Source organism: Streptomyces hundungensis (genome assembly GCF_003627815.1).
Lineage (GTDB): Bacteria > Actinomycetota > Actinomycetes > Streptomycetales > Streptomycetaceae > Streptomyces > Streptomyces hundungensis_A.
In genome coordinates, this window is the sequence record NZ_CP032698.1 from 5,651,324 (window position 1) to 5,671,334 (window position 20,011).

Below are 20,011 nucleotides of genomic sequence, written 5' to 3' on the forward strand. Positions count from 1 at the left end.
GTTCCGCCGTACAGACGCGTGTTTCGTTCCACGCGTTCTTTGGACGTTGCCCGATGCTCAGCGCCGTTGCCCTAGGAGAGACATGTCCGAGTCCGCCAAGACCCCCGTCGACTTCTGGTTCGACCCCCTCTGCCCCTGGGCGTGGATGACCTCGCGCTGGATGCTGGAGGTCGAGAAGGTCCGCGACGTCGAGGTGCGCTGGCACGTGATGAGCCTCGCCGTCCTCAACGAGAACCGCCTGGACGAACTGCCCGCCGAGTACGCCGAGAACATGCGGCCGGGCGGGAAGGCGTGGGGGCCGGTGCGTGTCGTGGTCGCCGCGCGCGAGCTGCACGGCGACGAGGTCGTCGGCCCGCTCTACACCGCGCTCGGCACCCGCATCCACAACGAGGGGCTCGGGGTGAGCCGGGAGGCCGTCGCCGCCGCCCTCAAGGACGTCGGGCTCCCCGCCGACCTCATCGACTACATCGACCGGGACACCTACGACGTCCAGCTCCGGGCCTCCCACAAGGAGGGCATCGAGAAGGTCGGCCAGGACGTCGGCACGCCGGTCATCGCGGTGCCGGGCGCCGACGGCGAGCAGATCGCCTTCTTCGGACCGGTCGTCACGCCGGCCCCCCGGGGCGAGGCCGCGGCGCGGCTGTGGGACGGCACGCTGCTGGTCGCCGCGACCCCGGGCTTCTACGAGCTGAAGCGAAGCCGCACCAAGGGCCCCGACTTCACCAACCTCTGACCTTTCCGACGCGGGGTTCCCTACGGGGGTGGGCGGCCGGTTGGCGCCGGGTGCCCTACGAGGGGCGCGGGGAACTGCGCGGGTGCCCCAGCACGGTCGGCAGTCGAAAGCGGCGGGGTTGCTGGGGCTTCGCCCCAGACCCCGGGGGATGCCCCACCCCGCCCCTTCCCGAAACCCTCCGGGGGCGGGAGTCGGGCGGATGCCCAACCCCCTGGGGCTCCGCCCCAGACCCCGTTCGCGCCTGAACGGCGCTCGTCCTCAAACGCCGGACGGGCTGAAGATGCCGATGCGGGCCAGCGCCGATCCGCCAGGGGCGCGGGGAACTGCGCGAGAAGCGAGCACGGTCCGCAGATTCGAGAGGGTTTAGGGGCGCGGGGAACTGCGCGACCAGCCACGCACGGTCCGCAGCCGAAACCCCTGGGGCTTCGCCCCAGACCCCGTTCGCGCCTGAACGGCGCTCGTCCTCAATCTCCCCCAAGGCCTTAAGGGCCAGGGGGGACCCCCATGACGGGCTGAGGTGCGGGCCAGCACCGAGCAGTTAAGGGGCGCGGGGAACTGCGCGGGTGGCCCAGCACGGTCCGCACCCGAAACCGGCGGGTGCCACGACGTACGCGAGCGACCCCCGCGAGTCACGTCCTCGCGGGGGCCGCTCGTTTCATCCGCCCGCACGTGAAGGGTGAGAAGACGATCACGAGCAGGACGTTCGGGGCGCCGAGGCGGCGCCGGGTGGCCTAGGGGGCCAGGATCAGGTTGTTGCCGGCCTGCTTCGCCGCGGCGTAACGCTTCGCGACGTCCTGCCAGTTGACGACCCGCCACATCGCCTCGATGAAGTCGACCTTCTGGTTCTTGTACTGGAGGTAGAAGGCGTGCTCCCACGCGTCGAAGACCAGGATCGGGGTCGAGCCCTGTCCCACGTTGCCCTGGTGGTCGTAGATCTGCTCGACCACGAGGCGGCCGCTGATCGGCTCGTAGGCGAGGACGCCCCAGCCCGAACCCTGCGTCGTCGCCGAGGCCTTGGTCAGCTGGGCCTTGAACTTGGCGAAGGAGCCGAAGGACTCGGCGATGGCGTCGGCCAGCTCGCCGGTGCCGTCCTTGTCCAGGGGCTCGCCGCCGCCGTCGCCCGTCATGTTGTGCCAGTAGATCGAGTGCAGGATGTGGCCGGAGAGGTGGAACGCGAGGTTCTTCTCCAGGCCGTTGATCGCGCCCCAGGAATCCTTGTCGCGCGCCTCGGCGAGCTGCTCCAGGGTGTCGTTCGCGCCCTTCACGTACGCCGCGTGGTGCTTGTCATGGTGCAGCTCGATGATCTCCGGGCTGATGACGGGTTCGAGCGCCGCGTAGTCGTACGGAAGTTCAGGAAGCGTGTACATGGCCATGTCCGAGCCCTCCGACTGCTTACTGCTACTGCTTATTGCAAGAGATGTGCAAGTGCACGCTATCAGCAGTAATACGTCCGCGCAGCCCAGGGTGGCGGCATGAAAAAGTCCCGCGTCCGGGGCCAGGGGCCGCCGGACACAGGACTGTTGGGGCAGGAGGGGGTCAGGCGTCGAGCGGCGCCTGCCGGCTCGTGCGTTGGCGGATGTAGCCGACGATCGCGAGCACCAGGGTCAGGCCGCCCGTGTAGTAGAGCTGGACCCGGGTGCCGTCCTCACGGGCCATCAGCACGAAGACCACCGCCATGCCGATCAGCGCGATCCAGGTGAGCCACGGGTACAGCCACATCCGCACGACCAGCTTCTCCGGGGCCTCGCGCTCCAGGCGCCGGCGCAGCATCAACTGGGAGGCGGCGATGAAGAACCAGACGACCAGGATGATCGCGCCGATGGTGTTCAGGAGCCACTGGAAGATGTCGTCCGGGCGCCAGTAGCTGAGCAGCACGCACACGAAGCCGAAGGCCGAGGAGGTCAGCACCGCCACCCGGGGCACCCCGCCGGAGATCTTGCCCAGCACCTTGGGGCCCTGGCCGCGCGAGACCAGCGAGCCGGCCATGCGCGAGGCGCCGTAGATGTTGGCGTTCATCGCGGACAGCAGGGCGATCAGGATCACGACGTTCATGATGTGGCTCGCGGCCGGGATGCCCAGGTGGTCCAGGGTCGCGACGTAGGGGCCCTTGGTGGCGATGTCCTTGGCCGTCCACGGCAGCAGCGTCACGACGACGGCCATCGAGCCGACGTAAAAGATCGCGATCCGCCACATCGCGGTGCGCACGGCCTTCGCGACGCCCTGGACGGGGTGCTCGGACTCGGCCGCGGCGATGGTGACCGTCTCCAGACCGCCGTACGCGAAGACCGAGGCGAGCAGTCCGACGATGAGCCCCTCGCTGCCGTTGGGCATGAAGCCGCCCTGGCCGGTCAGGTTGGTCAGGCCCGGCGCGCTGGTGTCCGGCAGTACGCCGAGGATCGCGAGCACACCGATGACCAGGAAGAGGACGATCGCGCCGATCTTCAGCGCGGCGAACCAGAACTCGAACTCGCCGAAGTTCTTCACGGCCGCCAGGTTGGTGCCGCAGAACAGCAGCATGAACACGGCCACCAGCGCCCACTCCGGGACGCCCGGCAGCCAGCCGTGCACGATGCCGGCGGCGCCGATGCCCTCCAGGCCGACGGCCACGCACAGCAGGAACCAGAAGGCCCAGCCGGCGGTGAACCCGGCCCACGGGCCGATCGCCCGCTCGGCGTGGACCGAGAAGGAACCGGAGGCGGGGTTGGCGGCCGACATCTCGCCCAGCATGCGCATCACGAGCATGACCAGGGCGCCCGATATCGCATAGGCCAGGATGATGGAGGGCCCGGCCGCGGCGATCGCGGTGCCGGAGCCGACGAAGAGCCCGGCGCCGATGACACCGCCGAGGGCGATCATCGACAGATGGCGCTGCTTGAGGCCACGGGTGAGCGGAGAGTCGGCCGCCAGCCGACTGTCCTCCGGCGCGGGCGCGGTTGTCCGAGACATGGGCATGCCCTGTTCAGTAGCTGATCCACCGGGTCGGCGGGACGGAGCCACAGTCTTAGGGCGGCCCCGCTCGGAGGGAACACCCGACCGCTATGCGGACACCCGACTCACACAGCGTGAAGAGGCGCACGCGCGTTGTTCATCGCGCCTTCACATGCGGCGCGTGCGCCACTCCCGTACCCCTGCCACCAGGAGCACCACCGCGGTGGCACCCGCCGACCAGAGCACCTGCGGCCGGGCCGTCGAGTCGAACAGCATCAGGACGAGCACCGCGGCCATCGCGGCGAGCGCGGCCCAACTGAGGTAGGGGAAGGCCCACATCCGCAGCGTCAGCGTCTCGGGCGCCTCGCGCTCGATGCGACGGCGCAGCCGCACCTGGGACAGGGCGATCAGCGCCCAGACGAACAGCAGGACCGCGCCGACCGCGTTGAGCATGTAGAGGAACACCGAGTCCGGCCACTTCAGGTTCAGCAGCACCGAGACGAACCCGAAGGCCACCGACGCCAGCACCGCCCGGCGCGGCACCCCGCCGCCCGACACCTTGAGCAGCCCCTGGGGCGCCTCGCCCCGCTCGGCGAGCGAGAAGATCATGCGCGAGGAGCCGTACAGATTGGCGTTGAGGGCGGAGAGCAGCGCCACGAACACCACGATGTTCATGATCTGGCCGGCCGAGGGGATGCCGATCGAGTCGAGGACGGCGACATAGGGGCTCTGGCCCGGCTTCATCGACGTCCACGGCAGCAGCGTCACGATGACCAGCATCGAGCCCACATAGAAGAAGAGGATCCGCCACACCGCGCTGCGCACCGCGCGCCCGACCGCGCGCACCGGGTCGTCCGACTCGGCCGCGGCGATGGTGACGACTTCGAGACCCCCGAACGCGAAGATCACCGCGAGCACCCCCGAGACGACCCCGCTCCACCCGGCGGGCAGGAACCCGCCCCGCCCGGTCAGATTGGACAGGCCCACCGCCGAGGTGTCGGGCAGCACGCCGAAGACCGCCAGCAGTCCGAGCACCAGGAAGGCGACGATCGCGAAGATCTTCAGGGCGGCGAACCAGAACTCGAACTCGCCGAAGTTCTTCACCGCGGCCAGATTGGCCCCCGTGAACACCACCATGAAGATCAGCACCCAGGCCCACTGCGGCACCCCCGGCGCCCAGCCGTTGGCGATCTTCGCGGCGCCGGTCGCCTCCACGGCAAGCACGACCACCAGCAGGAACCAGTAGAGCCAGCCGACGCTGAACCCGGCCCAACGGCCCAGCGCCCGCTCGGCGTGCACCGAGAACGAGCCGGATGCGGGCATCGCCGCCGACATCTCGCCCAGCATCCGCATCACCAGCATCGCGATCGCGCCCGCGATCAGATACGAGACGACGATGCCGGGGCCCGCCACCGCGATCCCGGCGCCCGACCCCACGAAGAGCCCCGCACCGATCACCCCGCCGAGGCCGAGCATGGTCAGATGGCGCTGCTTCAGCCCGTGCGAGAGGGGCTCCGCGGGCAAGGAGTCGTGCATGGCGCTCGTAACTTTCGGTTTATGGGGAACCTACAGTCTCGCCGAGCGGCGACCCCGGGCGCAAAAGGGATACCCGACCCCTTCGCCGTAGTGACGAGGGTCACGCCGGGCCGGGCATGAATCCCGCGCTTTGTGCGGACCCCACCAAGGCTTCAACACCCGCTTTGTGGGCGGCTGCTGGTGATCCAGCGAGATTCAGTGGGCTAACGTCACCGTGTCCCCAGCACGTCCCGCCACCTCAACACCCGCCGGAGTCCCGATGAGCACTGCGTCCGCCGCCGCCCCCCGCACCGGATCGGTCCTCGCCGACCTGCTGCCTGCCTCCCGCACCAAGGACATCGCGCTGGTCGTCGGCGGCGCGGCGCTGACCGGAATCGCCGCCCAGATCGCCGTACCGGTCCCCGGCTCGCCCGTCCCCGTCACCGGCCAGACCTTCGCGGCACTGCTCGTCGGCGCCGGCCTCGGCGCGGGCCGCGGTTTCCTCTCCCTCGCGCTGTACGCCCTGGTCGGCATGGCCGGGATGCCCTGGTTCGCGAACGGCACCTCCGGCGCGGGCGGCGCCTCCTTCGGCTATGTGCTCGGCATGATGCTCGCCTCCACCGTGGTGGGCGCGCTCGCCCGCCGCGGCGCCGACCGCTCGGTGCTGCGCACCGCGGGCACCATGGTGCTCGGCTCGGCGATCATCTACGCGGTGGGCGTGCCCTACCTCGCCGACTCCACCGGCATGTCCCTGGCCGCGGCGGTCGCCGCGGGCCTGACCCCCTTCCTCCTCGGCGACGCCCTCAAGGCGGCGCTGGCGATGGGGCTGCTGCCCGCCGCGTGGAAGCTGGTCGGCCGCAAGGGCTGACCCCGACAGATACGACAGCCGACACGTACCACAGCCAAGGGCCCGGCTCACGCCGGGCCCTTCGCGTTACGCCCGCTCTGAGCAGGAAGGATTCTCCGTCACTCGAACAGGTGAACGTCCCCGCTGGGGGCGGCGGAGGGGCCCGCGCTCCCGCCATGCTCCTGCCCGGGGCCGCCCACCGGGCGTAGCCTGACACCAGCGACGAGGGAGGAACGCCAGCATGAGCGCCGACCCCATCACCGAGCCGGTGAACGAGGCACAGGACCCCATCGACCTGTTGATCGAGTTCGAGAAGGCTTCCAAGGAGCCGATTCGGGCCGAGTACGTCGAGGGAATGGTGATTGTGCCGCCTCAGCCCGACCACAACCACAACCGCGCGGCCACGGAGCTCTACTTCCAGCTCCGCACTGCCGGAATCGCACACGTCGGCATCGGCAACGGCTACCGCACCGGTGTGACCGCCGAGAAGACGCTGAGCCTGCTCGTCCCCGACTTCTACGTCATGCGGCGCGAACCGAGCGACCTGGATGAGGCGTACCGCAGGACCAACCGGGGCTGGTATCCCATCGAGCTGCTGCACCTCGCCGGAGAGGTCACATCGACCAACCACGAGACGGACACCGGCCCCAAATACCGCAGTTACGCCGCCGCCGGGGTTCCGCTGTACGTGATCGTGCACCGTTACGAGCGCAAGGTGTACGTCCACTCCGAGCCGGTGCCGGACAAGAAGCAGCCCCTCAACAGCCACTATCGGACGACGACGGTCACCGAACTCGGCGGCACGTTCCCGCTCCCCGCGCCGTACCCGGTCCTGGACACCTCGGTCCTGTAGTTTCCCTTTCGTCCGGGACTCAACTCCCTTGCCGAGAAGGCGCGTTCGGGGTTTCCTTCAGTGCCCGACCGTCCGGCGTCGGCTCCTCGTCGTCCACCACAGGCCCGCGCCCCCGGCGAACAGGAACAGGATGCCGGCCGCGGTGAGCGGGAGGACCCCGTCGCTGACGCCTGTCTTCGGGAGCTGGGGCGGCGCGGAGGGTGAGGACGGCGCCGGGCTCTTCGCTGACGCACTCGGGGAGGGGGAGGCCGTACCCGAGGGCGGGGCCGCTGGGACGTTGTCGGTGCCCAGCAGCAGCGGGGTGTCGGGCGCGTTCGGCGTCGGCCTCGTCGTACCGAACGGCACCGGGCCCTGCTGCCACAGCACCTTGTCGCTCTTGCCCTCGGTCACCGGCAGACAGATCTTGCCGGTCTTCGTCAGGTCGTAGGTGGCTGAGACGGTGTACGAGCGCGACTGGCCGGGTGCCAGATCGGGGATCGCGCAGCCGAAGCCGCTGTTGGTGACCGGCGGACGCTTGCCGCTCGGCAGCGGCGCACACCCCCGCACCCCGGTGATCTTCATGCCGCCCAGTCCGAGCACGGTCAGGGTGACCGGACCCGTCGCCCGGCTGCCGTGGTTGGCGACGGTCGCGGTGAACGTGGTGCGGTGCGTCGCGTTGTTCACCCTGATCGTCGACGGTAGTTCGGTGGAGATCTTCAGTCCCGCCGGGGCGCTCGGCCCCGGAGTGCCGCCCTGGCTGCTGCCCGGCGTCGGACCGGCGGCCAGAGCCGTGCCCGCGCCGAACGAAACCATCAGCAGTGCGGCGAATGCCGAGGCGAATTGAGATCCTTTGGTTTTTCGAACACGCATTTCCCGTCCCCCTCACCCGTGGTGGGTGCTTCTGTGCACAGAAGGGTCCCACAAGATTGGCAGGAATTATGCTGTGATGGTGTCACCGTCATGAATCAGTCCAGGTCACAGTAGGTGCTGAGGGGGTGGATGGTCATGCCGGGAACGCGGGGGCTATTGATCGCGGGGCGCTACCGCCTGGGCGAAACAATTGGCCAGGGAGGAATGGGGCGGGTGTGGCGTGCGGCGGACGAGATACTCGACCGCCAGGTCGCCGTAAAAGAAATGCGCATCGACGAATTCGATGCCGAGGACAGTCGAATTCGCCGCGAGCGTTCTCTGCGCGAGGCCCGCGCCACCGCCCGGATCGACCATCCGAACGTGGTGCGGGTCTATGACGTGGTGGCCGAGGAGAGCGACCGGTTGTGGATCGTGATGGAGCTCGTCGAATCCCGCTCCCTGGAGAAGCTGCTCGTGGAGGACGGGCCCGTCACCCCGCGCGAAGCCGCCCGTATCGGCGTCGGGCTCGCCGCGGCCCTCGTCGAGGTGCACGCGGTGGGCGTTCTGCACCGCGACATCAAACCGGGCAATGTGCTGCTCGGCGCGGGCGGCCGGGTCGTCCTCACCGACTTCGGCATCGCCGCCATCCAGGACGCGACGGCCCTCACCGTGGTCGGGATGCTGGTGGGCTCGCCCGACTACATGGCGCCCGAGCGCGTCACCGGCAAACCCCAGGGCTCCGCCTCCGACATCTGGTCGCTCGGCGCCACCCTGTGCGCGGCCGTCGGCGGGCGCTCCCCCTTCTCCCGGGCGTCCACCCTGGCCACCCTGCACGCGGTGCTGTACGAGGAGCCCGAACTCCCGCCCGCCGCGGGCCCCTTGGCGCCCCTCCTGGAGCGGCTCCTGGTCAAGGACCCGGAGCTGCGGCCGGGCCTCGCCGAGATCACCGCCCTGCTGACGCCGATCGCCGCGCCCCCGACCGTCCCGGCCCCCCATCCGCCGACCCTCCAGGTGTACGACACCCCACAGCCCTGGCCGGGCCGGTCGGTGGGGGCCCAACCTCCCTCTCCAGCAAGGGAGTTGCCTCAGGCACAGGCCCAATCCCAGCCCCCGCCCACGGCCCAACCCCAGGCCCTGGCTCAGCACGCGGCCCCGGCCCCGCCCCAACCCCAGGCCCCGGCCCCGCCCCAATCCCAGACCCCGCCCCAACCCCAGGCCCCGTCCCCGGCCCAGTCCCAGGCTCCGGCCCCGGTTCGTCCTCAGCCCGCGGTCCCGGTCCCGGCCCCGGCTCAGCACGCGGTACCGGCCCCGGCTCAGCACGCGGCCCCGGCCCCGGTTCGTCCTCAGCCCGCGGTCCCGGCTCCGGTCCAACCTCAGCCCGGGGTCCCGGCCCCCGCCCGGCCCGGAGGGGCCGCGCCGGACCGGCCCGCTGGCGCGTCCGATCGGCCGGGTGGGACCACGTCCGACCGGTCCGGCGCCCCCGCACCCGCCTGGCCCGGCGCAACCGCGCCCGCCTCGTCCGGCGGTACTGCACCCGGCCAGCCCGGCGGAACCGCCCCCCACCCGCCTGGCGGAGCCAAACCCGCCCAGCCCGGCACGCCCGCCCCCCGCCGCCGCAGGATCCGGGCCTGGATGCCGGCCGTGGCCCTCGGGGTGGTGGCCCTCGCCGTGGCCGCCGTGCTGATCGCAAAACCCGCGGAGCGCGGAGGCACCGCGAGCGGGTCCGGTGGGCCGGTGACGCCCACCGTCGAGGGCACGTCACGGCCGCCCTCCGCCACGCCCCCGCCCGGCTCCCGTGACGAGACCGGCTTCGCCTGGATCCCGCCCGAGGGCTGGACCCGTACCGCCAAGAGCCCGTCCAACATCCACTACCACGCGCCGGGCGGACAACAAGAGATCGCCGCCTCGTACGCACTCGTACGCGGCGGCGATCTCATGACCCAGTGGCAGGGAGCCGAGGCGGGCTCGCACGACGTGCCCGGCTACCGGAAGATCCGTCTGGAGCGGACGACCTTCCACGAGCAGCCGGCCATCGTCTGGGACTACGACTTCACGCAGAACGGCGTCCCCTGGAAGGCCCGCCAGATCGGCTTCGACGAGGGCGGCAAGTCCTACCAGGTCAACACCTGGTACCAGGCCGACACGGAGACCGCCGCCCTCGGCGCCTATGACGCGGTGACGTCGTCCTTCACCCCGCTGTAGGCGGCGGCGCGGCCCGCGAGCACCTTCTCCTTGACCACCGCGATCACGATGACGATCGCCGCGACGAGCAGCGAGAGCAGCACCTGCTCGCGCCCCGAGTCGTCGAACAGCATGTAGACGAGGACGAAGGAGATCATCCCGATCGTGAGCCACGTGAGATAGGGGAAGCCCCACATCTTCACCGTCAGCTTCTCCGGCTGCTCGCGCAGGATGATGCCGCGCATCCGCAGCTGGGTGAAGCAGATCACCAGCCACACGAACAGGGCGACGGCGCCCGAGGAGTTGAGCAGGAAGGCGAAGACGGTGTCCGGCCACTCGTAGTTGAAGAAGACCGCCACGAAGCCGAACACGACCGAGGAGAGGATCGCGACCCGTGGCACGCCCCGCTTGTTGGTCCGGGCGAAGGACTTGGGGGCGTCGCCGCGCTCACCGAGCGAGAACGCCATCCGGGACGCCGTGTACAGGCCGGAGTTGAGGCAGGAGAGCACCGCCGTCAGGACGATCACGTTCATGATCTGGTCGGCGTGCGGGATGCCGATCGTCTTGAGGGCCGCCACATAGGAGCCGTCCGCGACGATCGAGGGGTCGTTCCACTTCAGGAGGGTCAGCACGATGAAGATCGAACCGAGGTAGAAGACCGCGATCCGCCAGATCACGCTGTTGGTGGCCTTCGTCACGGCGCGGCGCGGGTCCTCGGACTCGCCTGCGGCCAGGGTGACGATCTCGGAGCCCATGAAGGAGAACACGACCATCAGCACACCCGTGAGGATCGCGCCGTAGCCCTTGGGGAAGAACCCGCCGGCGTCCGTGAGGTGCGCGAAGCCCTCGCCCGGGTTGTCGGAGCCCGGCAGCACGCCGAACACCGCGAGCAGACCGATGATCACGAAGCCGCCGATCGCGACGACCTTGATCCCGGCGAACCAGAACTCGAACTCACCGTACGAGGAGACCGAGGCGAGGTTGGTGGCGGTCAGGACCACCATCACTATGAGCGCCCAGCCCCACTGCGGGACCCCCGGCACCCAGTCGTGCAGGATCTTCGCGCCGGCGGTGGCCTCGACGGCGAGCACCACGACCCAGAAGAACCAGTAGAGCCAGCCGATGGAGAACCCGGCCCAGCGGCCGAGCGCCCGGTCCGCGTAGGCCGAGAACGAGCCGGACGACGGGCGGGCCGCCGCCATCTCGCCCAGCATCCGCATCACGAAGACGACCATCACGCCGACGAGGGCGTACGAGAGCAGAATGGCGGGTCCTGCCGCGGCGATGCCGGAGCCGGAGCCCACGAACAGGCCGGCGCCGATCACACCACCGATGGCGATCATGGACAGATGACGGTTCTTGAGACCGGCCTTGAGGCCGCTGTCGGGCACCTGCGCATCACCGGGTTCACCGGGCAGGCGGTCTTCCTTCGCAAGGGACGGCTGCGAGGTCATGAACGCTTCCTTACGTCTTCGGAGCACTCGGGTTACGAGCCCGGGTATTCAAACCTGGTCCGCTTCGGGACGGAAGGCCTGAATCCGGATCGTTAGACAGGACCAACGACAGGGACCAAAGGCCTCACCCCGCTCAGCCCTGCCCAGCCCCACGCATGCCACACTCGGGTACATGCGCGTGTACCTCGGCTCCGACCATGCCGGCTTCGAACTCAAGAACCACCTCGTCGAGTGGCTCACGGCCCACGGCCATGAGCCCGTGGACTGCGGTCCGCACATCTACGACGCCCAGGACGACTACCCGCCGTTCTGTCTGCGGGCCGCCGAGAAGACGGCCGCCGACCCGGAGGCGCTCGGCATCGTGATCGGCGGCTCCGGCAACGGCGAGCAGATCGCGGCCAACAAGGTCAAGGGCGTCCGTGCCGCACTGGCCTGGAGCGAGCAGACCGCGGCGCTCGGGCGTGAGCACAACGACGCCAACGTGATCTCCATCGGCGGCCGGATGCACACCGAGGAGGAGGCGACCCGCTTCGTCGAGATCTTCCTCGCCACCCCGTACTCGGGTGAGGAGCGCCACACCCGGCGCATCGAGATGCTCACCGAGTACGAGACCAGCGGCAAGCTCCCCGAGATCCCGGCCCACCACCCGCAGCAGGGCTGAACCCGGCCCATGCCCGAGGGTCACACCATCCACCGCCTGGCCGCCGACCACGACCTGATGTTCGGCGGCCGGCCGCTGCGCGCCGCCAGCCCCCAGGGCAAGTTCTCGGACGGCGCGGCCCTCGTCGACGGCCAGGTCCTGGAAGGCGCCGAAGCCCACGGCAAGCACCTGTTCCTCGGCTTCGGACCCTCGGGCTGGATCCACATCCACCTCGGCCTCTTCGGCAAGTACGCCCTGGGCGAGGCACCGGCCCCGCCGCCCACTGACACCGTACGGCTGCGGCTCCTCAACGACACCGCCTACGCCGACCTGCGCGGGCCGACGACCTGCGCGCTGATCACCGACGGCGAGAAGCGGGCGATACACGACCGGCTCGGCCCCGACCCGCTGCGGCCCGCCGACACCGGCGACAAGGCCTGGCAGCGGATCTCCCGCAGCCGCACCACGATCGCCGCCCTGCTCATGGACCAGAAGGTCATCGCGGGCGTCGGCAACGTCTACCGCGCCGAAGTCCTCTTCCGGCACGGCATCGACCCCTACCGCCCCGGCAAGGACCTCGACCGCGCCACCTGGGACGCGATCTGGGCCGACCTGGTGGAGCTGATGCGCGAGGGCGTACGGCTGAACCGCATCGACACCGTCCGCCCCGAGCACACCCCCGAGGCGATGGGCCGCCCGCCGCGCCTCGACGACCACGGCGGCGAGGTGTACGTCTACCGCCGCGCCCACCAGGGCTGTCACATCTGCGGCGGCGAGATCCGCACCGCCGACCTCGCCGCCCGCAACCTGTTCTGGTGCCCCGGCTGTCAGAAGCCGTGAGGCAGCCAGGGCGCGAGCACGCCGGCGAACGCCGTCGAGGCCTCCGCCAGGGCGCCCTGGCGCAGCTCGCGCACCCGGCCCGCCGCCGCCAGTGAGGCCAGGGTGACGCCGCCGAGGTAGGCGGAGCCCAACTCCCGTACGGACAGCGCCAGTTCGGCCGGGTCCTCGGTGCGGACACAGGAGGCGCCCTTGGCGTCACCGGTCAGCCGCCAGCGGCCCGCGTTCCACGGACAGAAGGCGTCCTCCACCTCGAACACCACATCCACCGGCGCCGTGTACGTACGCGCCTCCAGGGCCGCCCCCACCTCCACCAGACGCACGTGCAGCGAGTCCCGCAGCCGCAGACCGCAGCGGCGCACATCGGAGACCAGGTGCTGGAAGAGGTCGTCGACCGGACGGCTCTTGACCTTCAGCGTGTTCGTCAGGTCCAGGCCGAACAGATAGCGCCACAGCGCCGCGGCGGCCGCCGGGTCCACCGCCTCCAGGTCCTGGAGCGTCACCGTGCCGTTGGCGCCCGTCGGCTCCGAGGCCATCGCGATCCGGTAGCGCGCGTACCCCACGAGTTCCCCGTCCCGCTCGGCCAGGACGCACTGGAGCGGCGATGCGCCGTCGCGGTACGCCACCGGGTCGAGCGTGGTGAACCGGTCCCAGCCCGGCTGGCGGGCCAGCATCCCGGGGCGCCCCGGCACCAGACGCGCGTACAACTCCTCGCACGCCGCGAGGGACTCCCCGGTCTTCACATAGCGCAGCCGCACCTCGTCGGTGCCCGGCGGGACATCGAGCCGCACCCGGGTCGTGTCCACCTCCGCGGACAGCGCCATGGTGCCGATGCCGTAGCCGAACCGCCCGTAGATGGCCGGCTCGGACGCGGTCAGGACGGCGAGCGCCTCGCCGCGCTCCCGCAGATCGTCCAGCTGGCGCCGCATCATCGAGGTGAGAAAGCCGCGACGACGATGGGTGCCCATGACGCCGACCCCCGTCACGCCCGCGGCCGGCACCACGGCCCCGCCGGGGACGCTCAGCCGGAACGGGAAGGTGCTGGTGCCGGCGACGCACTGGTCGCCGTCCCACACGGCGATCGTTCGCTCGGGGTCGATCAACTCCCGCCACACGTCCACCTCGTCGGGGGCGTCCGATATGCCCCCGAAGGCCACCACCAGGGCCGCATACCACTGATCCCACTCGGCCGGATCCAGAACCCGAAACTCCATCGTCATGGGCCCTTCCTAACAGGGAGTACGCCGTCCGAGCGACCCGGTTTCCATCGGGGCGCCCGTTCCGGGCGCCGGGGGTCACCTGCGCGCGGCGGCACCGGCTGGATAGGGTCCTCGACGATGGCACGTGCGATGAGAGCGGACTCGTTCACCGCCCGGTGGCGCAAGGCGCTGCACCGGGTCCGCAACGCGGTGCGCAGATCCGGCGTCGACTACTTCCGCGGCGACGGCTCGGACTGGGTCGCGCTGGCCGGACTGCTCCTCACCGTCCCCGCCATCACCTGCGCCACCCTCATCGCCCCGCTCTGGTGCGCCCCCTCCGCCCTCGTCCTGCCGATCGTGGCGGGCGGCCTCCTGCTGCGCCCCGCCAACCTCCTCGGCCTGTACGCGGCCGCCGCGGCCGCCCTGATCGTGGAGTCGGTACGGCTCGGCCCCTACACGGCGGGCCCCTCCCGGGTCACCCCCGGCACGGTCCTCGTGGTGGCGGCCTGCGGCCTCTTCGGGCTGCTCATCGCCCAGTTCCGGGCCCGGGTCGGGGTGCCCTGGCGGCGCGGCGGCACCATGCTGTTCGACCTGCGCGAACGCATCCGCGTCCAGAGCGCGCTGCCGCCGCTGCCCCGGGGCTGGCACCGCGAGATGGCGCTGCGGCCGGCCGGCGGCCAGTCCTTCTCCGGCGACTTCGTCGTGGCGGCCCGCACCGGCAACGGCCGCACCCTGGAGATCGTCCTGACCGACGTCTCCGGCAAGGGCATGGACGCCGGCTCGCGCGCCCTGCTGCTCTCCGGCGCCTTCGGCGGACTCCTCGGCTCACTGCCCCCGCACGCCTTCCTGCCCGCCGCCAACGGCTATCTGCTCCGCCAGGACTGGGACGAGGGCTTCGCCACCGCCATCCACCTCGTCCTCGACCTCGACTCCGGCGACTACGAACTCCTCTCCGCCGGCCACCCCCCGGCCCTGCAACTCCACGCGGGCTCCGGCCGCTGGCAGGAACAGGCCGCCGAGGGCCCCCTGCTCGGGGTCTACGACGGCGCCGAATTCCACCCGGCCAAGGGCTCGTTGGCCCCCGGCGACGTCCTGATGCTCTTCACCGACGGCCTCGTGGAGACCTCCGAACGCGACATCGGCGAAGGCATCGACCGCCTGACCGGGGAGGCCGACCGCTATGTCACCACGGGCTTCGGCGGGGCGGCCTGGCATCTGATCGAAGCGGTCGCCAAGGACGTCAACGACGACCGCGCCCTACTGCTGATCAGGCGCGACGCCTGAACCCCGCACGGCCACGGCCCCGGGGGCCGGCCGGGCCGCCGTGGTGGGGCCAGCCCCACCCTTGATCCACCGGCGGCCGCCATGGCCCCCACCCCACCCCGCTCCCTAGGTTCGAAGGGTCGGCGCGAGCGCGTCGGCCGGAGCGAGCGAAGGGCAGGGGCCATGGCACTGCGACGGGCCAAGAACACACGGCGGACGACCGCGGCGAACGCGGCGCCCGGCCACGACTGGGCCGTCGAACTGCGCGGCGTCACGCGCCGGTACGGGCGCGGCGCCGCCACCGTGCACGCCCTGCGTGGCATCGACCTCACCCTGCCCCGGGCCAGCTTCACCGCGGTGATGGGCCCCTCCGGCTCCGGCAAGTCGACGTTCCTCCAGTGCTCGGCGGGCCTGGACCGGCCCAGCGAGGGCTCGGTGCGGCTCGGCGGCACCGAGATCACCGGCATGAGCGAGAACAAGCTCACCGAGCTGCGCCGCTCCCGCCTCGGCTTCGTCTTCCAGGCGTTCAACCTGCTGCCCTCGCTCACCGTCGAGCAGAACGTGGTCCTGCCGATGCGGCTCGCGGGCGACCGCCCCGACCGCCGCCGCGCCGCCCAACTCCTCGCCCAGGTCGGCCTGGAGGGCAAGGGCGACCGCCGCCCCGGCGAACTCTCCGGCGGCCAGCAGCAGCGCGTGGCGATCGCCCGCGCGCTGGTCACCAATCCGGACGTGATCTTCGCGGACGAGCCGACCGGCGCGCTGGACACCACCACCGCGGCCGAGGTCCTCGCCCTGCTCCGCAACGCGGTGGACGCGCTGGGGGCGACGGTGGTGATGGTCACCCACGACCCCTCGGCGGCCGCCTACGCCGACCAGGTCCTCTTCCTTGCGGACGGCTCCATGGTGGACGCCCTTTCGCAGGCCTCGGCCTCCCAGATCGCCACCCGCATGACCACCCTGACAACCCGCCGGGTAAGCACAGCGGCCTAGGGGTTGACCGGTTCGGCCCCTGGGGCTCCGCCCCAGACCCCGATCGCGCCTTAAGGGCGCTCGTCCTCAATCGCCGGACAGGCTGAAGGTGCCCCAGCGCCGAGTAGTTAGGGGCGCGGGGAACTGCGCGCCCAGCCACAGGCGGCCCGCACCCAAACCGCAACCCCAAGCCCCCCTCCATCAGCCCTCCGCAGGAGACCCCCAATGCACGCCCCCAACCGCCTGGCCCGCGCAGCCCTCCGCTTCAAACCGTCCGCCTTCGCCGGCACATTCGTCGCGCTGCTCATGGCCGCGATGATCGTCTCCGCCTGCGGCCTCCTGCTCGCGACCGGTCTCACCGCCTCCGTGCCGCCCCAGCGTTACGCCGCCGCCCCCGTCGTGGTCGCCGCCGACCAGAACCTGCGGTACACGATCGGCACCGGCGAGGACCGCGACGAGGAGCGGCTGGCCCTGCCGGACCGGGCCCGCCTCGACGACTCCCTGGTGGCGAAGGCCGCTTCGGCCCCCGGCGCCGCCGCCACGATCGCCGACCTCGCCGTGCCGGTGCGTACCGGCAAGAACGTCCCCGTCACGGCGTACACCTGGGCCTCCACCGCCTTCACCGGTACGAAGCCGGCCTCCGGCGCCGCGCCCCGCCCCGGCGAGGTGGTCATCACGACGGGCACGGTGGGGGAGCGGATCACCCTCGACACCCCTGCCGGACCAAGGGAGTTCAAGGTCTCCGGCACGATCGCCACAACCGCCACAAGCAGCGCAACCGGCGACGCGACCGCCACGACCGGCATCTGGCTGAACGACGCCGACGCCCGTGCCCTGTCCGGACACCCCGGCAAAGTCGACGCGATCGCCGTACTGCCCCAGCCCGGCACCTCCACCGACGCCCTCGCCGCCCAGGTGAAGCGCGCCCTCGGCGACCGGGCGCAGGTGCACACCGGGGACGACCGCTCCACCGTCGAGGACCGCGGCCTCGCCCAGGCCAAGGAGGTGCTCATCGGCCTCGGCGGCTCCTTCGGCGGCGTGGCCACGATGGTCGCCGTGTTCACCGCCGCCGGCACCGTCGCCCTCTTCGTCGGACAGCGCCGCCGTGAGTACGCCCTGCTGCGCGCCATCGGCGCCACCCCGCGCCAGATCCGCCGCACCATCGCCACCGAGGCCCTGCTCGTCGCCCCGCTCGCCGGAGCCCTCGGCTGCCTGCCCGGTGTCGCGCTCGCGACCTGGTGGTTCGGGCAGCTGCGCGACAAGGGCGCGATCCCGGAGAGCGTGGACCTGGCGATCACCCCGCTGCCGCTGTTCGTCGCCGTGGGCGCCACCGTCGTGACCGCCCTGTGCGCCGGCGCCGCCGCGGCCCGCCGGCCCGCGAAGATCAAGCCTGGTCAGGCGCTCGCCGAGTCCGCCGCGGAGCGGCTGCGCCCCGGCTGGATCCGTACCACGCTCGGTGTCGGCGCCGTCGTCGGCGGGTGTTCCTTCGCCGGGCTCGCGGCCTCCGAGACGGGGGAGGACGCGGCCAACGCCGCCCTCGGCGTCGTCATGCTGTTCATGATGGCCGTCGCCCTGCTCGGCCCGCTGCTCGCCCGCGGCTGCACCGCCGTCTTCGGCCTCCCGCTGCGCGCCGCCGGCGCGGCCGGCTCACTCGCCGCCGCCAACACCCGTACCAACGCACGCCGGTTGGCCTCCGCGATCACCCCCATCGTCCTCGCGATGGCCTTCTCCTCGGTGCTGGTCTTCCTGCACACCAGCGAGGACCGGGCGATCGAGGACCAGCAGCGGGCCGGCATCACCGCGAACCAGGTGGTCACCGACCCCGCCGGCCTGCCCTCCGACGCGGTGGCCCGGGCCGGCGCCATGCCCGGCGTCGCGACGGCGGTGGGCCTCACCCGCACCTCCGTCCTCATCCCGAACGGTGGCACCGGCTACACCCCCAGCGAAGCCTCCGCGCAAGGCGTCACCGGCAGCGGCGCCGACCTCGCCAAGGTCCAGGACCTGGGCCTGAGCACCGGATCCCTGGCCGCCCTCGCCCCGGGCACCGCCGCCCTCGACGCCTCTCTCGCCGAAGCCGCCCACGTGCGCCTCGGCGACCGCCTCCCGCTGCTGCTGCCGGACGGCACCAAGGCGTCCCCGAAGATCGTGGCCACCTACGACCGAGGCCTCGGCCTGGCCCAACTGACCTTCCCCCAGGCCGACTTGACGGCCCACCTCACCCGCCCCAACCCCACCACCCTGCTGACCAGGGCCACCCCCGCCGCGGCCGCGCCCCTCGCCACCCTCGGCAAGGTCACCGACGCCGCGGGCCACGCCGCCGCACAGAGCACGGACCGGGAGGTCAACGCCTGGGCCAACACCGTCATGGCCGCGGTACTCGGCGGCTTCGCGGCCGTCGCCGCCGTCAACACCCTGGTGATGACGGTCTTCGACCGCCGCCGCGAACTCGGCACCCTGCGCCTGATCGGCACCACCCGCCGCCAGGTCCTCAAGATGATCCGCTGGGAGGCGCTCCTGGTGGTCGCGGCCGGCATCGTCATCGGCAGCGCGATCGCCCTGGCCACCCTCGTCCCGATGGTGAACGGCCTCACCGGCCGCGCCCCGTACATACCGCCGCTCCTGTACGGCTCGTTCGCTGGCGGCATCCTGGTCCTGGGCCTGGCCGCGACCGCCCTGCCCGCCCGCGCCGCCCTGAAGTGAGCCCGCGCCGGGCCACGGGCCGACCGAGGCACGCGGAACGTCTCGCTCCGCTGGCCAGATTTCGCCGAACTCCCGCGAGCGCCACGGCACTTGACCGAACCCTCCATCAAGCGGGTGGCCGCGGGCCGCCCGGAATCCGGGCGCCCCGCGCGACTCGTGAACAGGTGAACCCCTGGAGGCGGGCTCGCGGTTGGCCGGATCCATGCATGGTCCGTCCGCCACCCGGGGACAACCACAGGGGTGTTGGTGGCACGATGGTTCTCGCGGGGGTGTGTGCGACATGCCCTCGGGCCGGCAAGGCGGACCGACCAAGGGGTGTGTGATCAGTTGTGGCCATTTCACTGTCAGCCGTAGTGCTGTTGGCGGTCGTCCTCGTGGTGCTCATCCGCGGCGGCTCCATCAAGGCCGGCCCAGCGATCGTCGCGATACTTTTCGGCTTCTTCCTGGCATCGACGGGCATGGCCCCCTCGATCCAGCGCTTCCTGAACTCGATAGCGGACACGATCAACCAGATCAAGTTCTGAGCACGCCGAAGGGCCCGGCAGCTCGGCTGCCGGGCCCTTCGGACCTATCGAGAGCGGGCGACGGGAATCGAACCCGCGTAGCTAGTTTGGAAGACTAGGGCTCTACCATTGAGCTACGCCCGCAAGCATCGCGCCGCAGGTCATCGCGACCCCGGCACGTAGAGCATCGTAGCGGGTCACCCCCCGGACGTGCACACCGCGTTTCCCGGCCACCGTCCTGAGCGGGCCGAGCCGGGCCGCCCGGGCCCGATCCGGGCGCGCGCCCCGCCGGGCGGACGCCCCGAACAAAGCGGCCGACGCGGCCCTCGCGGGCATGTACCCTACGTCTCGCACCGACGGGGTGTGGCGCAGCTTGGTAGCGCGTCCGCTTTGGGAGCGGAAGGCCGTGGGTTCAAATCCCGCCACCCCGACCAGCGTCACCGACGTTCGATCTCCGCGTTCTCCGCGTATCAAGATCACATTGTGGGAGGCATCCCGCTTGCGGTTACTATGCAAGCTGCGTGCCCGTGTGTCTGATGAATCCGATGTACCGGGCCCCAT

Annotated in this window: 16 protein-coding genes and 2 tRNA genes; 11 read left to right on the forward strand and 7 right to left on the reverse strand. The window is 71.3% G+C overall.

Annotation, left to right across the window (positions count from 1 at the left end; translation table 11 throughout):
* Positions 1 to 82: 82 nt before the first annotated feature.
* Positions 83 to 733, forward strand: coding sequence for a DsbA family protein (locus tag DWB77_RS25065; RefSeq protein WP_120723382.1), 651 nt, complete (start codon positions 83 to 85; stop codon positions 731 to 733).
* A 731-nt stretch (positions 734 to 1,464) separates the two neighbouring features.
* On the opposite strand, the gene DWB77_RS25070 is transcribed toward DWB77_RS25065, so the two are convergent.
* From DWB77_RS25070 to DWB77_RS25080, 3 genes are all read right to left on the reverse strand, one after another.
* Positions 1,465 to 2,106, reverse strand: coding sequence for a superoxide dismutase (locus DWB77_RS25070; RefSeq protein WP_120723383.1), 642 nt, complete (start codon positions 2,104 to 2,106; stop codon positions 1,465 to 1,467).
* A gap of 163 nt (positions 2,107 to 2,269) precedes the next feature.
* Positions 2,270 to 3,679: an amino acid permease gene (locus tag DWB77_RS25075; RefSeq protein WP_120728219.1), complete on the reverse strand. Its 1,410-nt coding sequence runs from the start codon at positions 3,677 to 3,679 to the stop codon at positions 2,270 to 2,272.
* A gap of 150 nt (positions 3,680 to 3,829) precedes the next feature.
* A complete protein-coding gene (locus tag DWB77_RS25080; RefSeq protein ID WP_120723384.1) occupies positions 3,830 to 5,197 on the reverse strand; it encodes an amino acid permease in 1,368 nt (455 codons plus the stop codon).
* 259 nt (positions 5,198 to 5,456) lie between these two features.
* Between DWB77_RS25080 and DWB77_RS25085 the strand changes: the two genes are divergently transcribed.
* Together DWB77_RS25085 and DWB77_RS25090 are read left to right on the forward strand one after the other, a co-directional pair.
* Positions 5,457 to 6,044, forward strand: coding sequence for a biotin transporter BioY (locus tag DWB77_RS25085; RefSeq protein ID WP_120723385.1), 588 nt, complete (start codon positions 5,457 to 5,459; stop codon positions 6,042 to 6,044).
* A 220-nt stretch (positions 6,045 to 6,264) separates the two neighbouring features.
* A complete protein-coding gene (locus DWB77_RS25090) occupies positions 6,265 to 6,876 on the forward strand; it encodes a Uma2 family endonuclease (RefSeq protein WP_120723386.1) in 612 nt (203 codons plus the stop codon).
* Between the two features lie 57 nt (positions 6,877 to 6,933).
* Here the strand turns inward: DWB77_RS25090 and DWB77_RS25095 are convergent, their stop codons facing one another.
* A complete protein-coding gene (locus DWB77_RS25095) occupies positions 6,934 to 7,725 on the reverse strand; it encodes an LPXTG cell wall anchor domain-containing protein (RefSeq protein ID WP_120723387.1) in 792 nt (263 codons plus the stop codon).
* A gap of 204 nt (positions 7,726 to 7,929) precedes the next feature.
* On the opposite strand from DWB77_RS25095, the gene DWB77_RS25100 reads away from it, so the two are divergent.
* Positions 7,930 to 9,906, forward strand: a complete 1,977-nt coding sequence (locus DWB77_RS25100) for a serine/threonine-protein kinase (RefSeq protein ID WP_246033628.1) — start codon at positions 7,930 to 7,932, stop codon at positions 9,904 to 9,906.
* Here DWB77_RS25100 and DWB77_RS25105 read toward each other — a convergent pair.
* Positions 9,870 to 11,339, reverse strand: a complete 1,470-nt coding sequence (locus DWB77_RS25105; protein ID WP_120723388.1) for an amino acid permease — start codon at positions 11,337 to 11,339, stop codon at positions 9,870 to 9,872. The genes DWB77_RS25100 and DWB77_RS25105 overlap by 37 nt on opposite strands.
* A 172-nt stretch (positions 11,340 to 11,511) precedes the next feature.
* Between DWB77_RS25105 and DWB77_RS25110 the strand changes: the two genes are divergently transcribed.
* Together DWB77_RS25110 and DWB77_RS25115 are read left to right on the forward strand one after the other, a co-directional pair.
* Positions 11,512 to 12,000, forward strand: a complete 489-nt coding sequence (locus tag DWB77_RS25110; RefSeq protein WP_120723389.1) for a ribose-5-phosphate isomerase — start codon at positions 11,512 to 11,514, stop codon at positions 11,998 to 12,000.
* A 9-nt stretch (positions 12,001 to 12,009) separates the two neighbouring features.
* Positions 12,010 to 12,819 (forward strand): Fpg/Nei family DNA glycosylase, encoded by an 810-nt coding sequence (locus DWB77_RS25115; protein WP_120723390.1) that lies wholly within the window; start codon positions 12,010 to 12,012, stop codon positions 12,817 to 12,819.
* Here the strand turns inward: DWB77_RS25115 and DWB77_RS25120 are convergent.
* Complete coding sequence (locus DWB77_RS25120; protein WP_120723391.1) at positions 12,807 to 14,036, reverse strand: GNAT family N-acetyltransferase; 1,230 nt, start codon at positions 14,034 to 14,036, stop codon at positions 12,807 to 12,809. The genes DWB77_RS25115 and DWB77_RS25120 overlap by 13 nt on opposite strands.
* A 117-nt stretch (positions 14,037 to 14,153) precedes the next feature.
* On the opposite strand from DWB77_RS25120, the gene DWB77_RS25125 reads away from it, so the two are divergent.
* From DWB77_RS25125 to DWB77_RS25140, 4 genes are all read left to right on the forward strand, one after another.
* Positions 14,154 to 15,299: a PP2C family protein-serine/threonine phosphatase gene (locus tag DWB77_RS25125; protein WP_120723392.1), complete on the forward strand. Its 1,146-nt coding sequence runs from the start codon at positions 14,154 to 14,156 to the stop codon at positions 15,297 to 15,299.
* A 162-nt stretch (positions 15,300 to 15,461) separates the two neighbouring features.
* Complete coding sequence (locus DWB77_RS25130) at positions 15,462 to 16,268, forward strand: ABC transporter ATP-binding protein (RefSeq protein WP_120723393.1); 807 nt, start codon at positions 15,462 to 15,464, stop codon at positions 16,266 to 16,268.
* A gap of 204 nt (positions 16,269 to 16,472) precedes the next feature.
* Positions 16,473 to 18,947 carry an FtsX-like permease family protein gene (locus DWB77_RS25135; RefSeq protein ID WP_120723394.1) on the forward strand — a complete coding sequence of 825 codons (2,475 nt, stop codon included), beginning with the start codon at positions 16,473 to 16,475 and terminating at the stop codon, positions 18,945 to 18,947.
* Between the two features lie 329 nt (positions 18,948 to 19,276).
* On the forward strand, positions 19,277 to 19,471 hold the full coding sequence (locus DWB77_RS25140) for a hypothetical protein (RefSeq protein ID WP_100579694.1): 195 nt from the start codon (positions 19,277 to 19,279) through the stop codon (positions 19,469 to 19,471).
* Between the two features lie 52 nt (positions 19,472 to 19,523).
* Here the strand turns inward: DWB77_RS25140 and DWB77_RS25145 are convergent.
* Positions 19,524 to 19,594 (reverse strand) — tRNA-Gly (locus tag DWB77_RS25145).
* Between the two features lie 213 nt (positions 19,595 to 19,807).
* On the opposite strand from DWB77_RS25145, the gene DWB77_RS25150 reads away from it, so the two are divergent.
* Positions 19,808 to 19,884: transfer RNA gene (locus tag DWB77_RS25150), tRNA-Pro, on the forward strand.
* The last annotated feature ends 127 nt before the right edge of the window (positions 19,885 to 20,011 follow it).

Coding starts and splice junctions, on each gene's coding strand:
- DWB77_RS25065 (WP_120723382.1), top strand. CDS start 83: ATGTCCGAGTCCGCCAAGACCCCCGTCGACTTCTGGTTCGACCCCCTC.
- DWB77_RS25070 (WP_120723383.1), bottom strand. CDS start 2,106: ATGGCCATGTACACGCTTCCTGAACTTCCGTACGACTACGCGGCGCTC.
- DWB77_RS25075 (WP_120728219.1), bottom strand. CDS start 3,679: ATGTCTCGGACAACCGCGCCCGCGCCGGAGGACAGTCGGCTGGCGGCC.
- DWB77_RS25080 (WP_120723384.1), bottom strand. CDS start 5,197: ATGCACGACTCCTTGCCCGCGGAGCCCCTCTCGCACGGGCTGAAGCAG.
- DWB77_RS25085 (WP_120723385.1), top strand. CDS start 5,457: ATGAGCACTGCGTCCGCCGCCGCCCCCCGCACCGGATCGGTCCTCGCC.
- DWB77_RS25090 (WP_120723386.1), top strand. CDS start 6,265: ATGAGCGCCGACCCCATCACCGAGCCGGTGAACGAGGCACAGGACCCC.
- DWB77_RS25095 (WP_120723387.1), bottom strand. CDS start 7,725: ATGCGTGTTCGAAAAACCAAAGGATCTCAATTCGCCTCGGCATTCGCC.
- DWB77_RS25100 (WP_246033628.1), top strand. CDS start 7,930: ATGGGGCGGGTGTGGCGTGCGGCGGACGAGATACTCGACCGCCAGGTC.
- DWB77_RS25105 (WP_120723388.1), bottom strand. CDS start 11,339: ATGACCTCGCAGCCGTCCCTTGCGAAGGAAGACCGCCTGCCCGGTGAA.
- DWB77_RS25110 (WP_120723389.1), top strand. CDS start 11,512: ATGCGCGTGTACCTCGGCTCCGACCATGCCGGCTTCGAACTCAAGAAC.
- DWB77_RS25115 (WP_120723390.1), top strand. CDS start 12,010: ATGCCCGAGGGTCACACCATCCACCGCCTGGCCGCCGACCACGACCTG.
- DWB77_RS25120 (WP_120723391.1), bottom strand. CDS start 14,036: ATGACGATGGAGTTTCGGGTTCTGGATCCGGCCGAGTGGGATCAGTGG.
- DWB77_RS25125 (WP_120723392.1), top strand. CDS start 14,154: ATGGCACGTGCGATGAGAGCGGACTCGTTCACCGCCCGGTGGCGCAAG.
- DWB77_RS25130 (WP_120723393.1), top strand. CDS start 15,462: ATGGCACTGCGACGGGCCAAGAACACACGGCGGACGACCGCGGCGAAC.
- DWB77_RS25135 (WP_120723394.1), top strand. CDS start 16,473: ATGCACGCCCCCAACCGCCTGGCCCGCGCAGCCCTCCGCTTCAAACCG.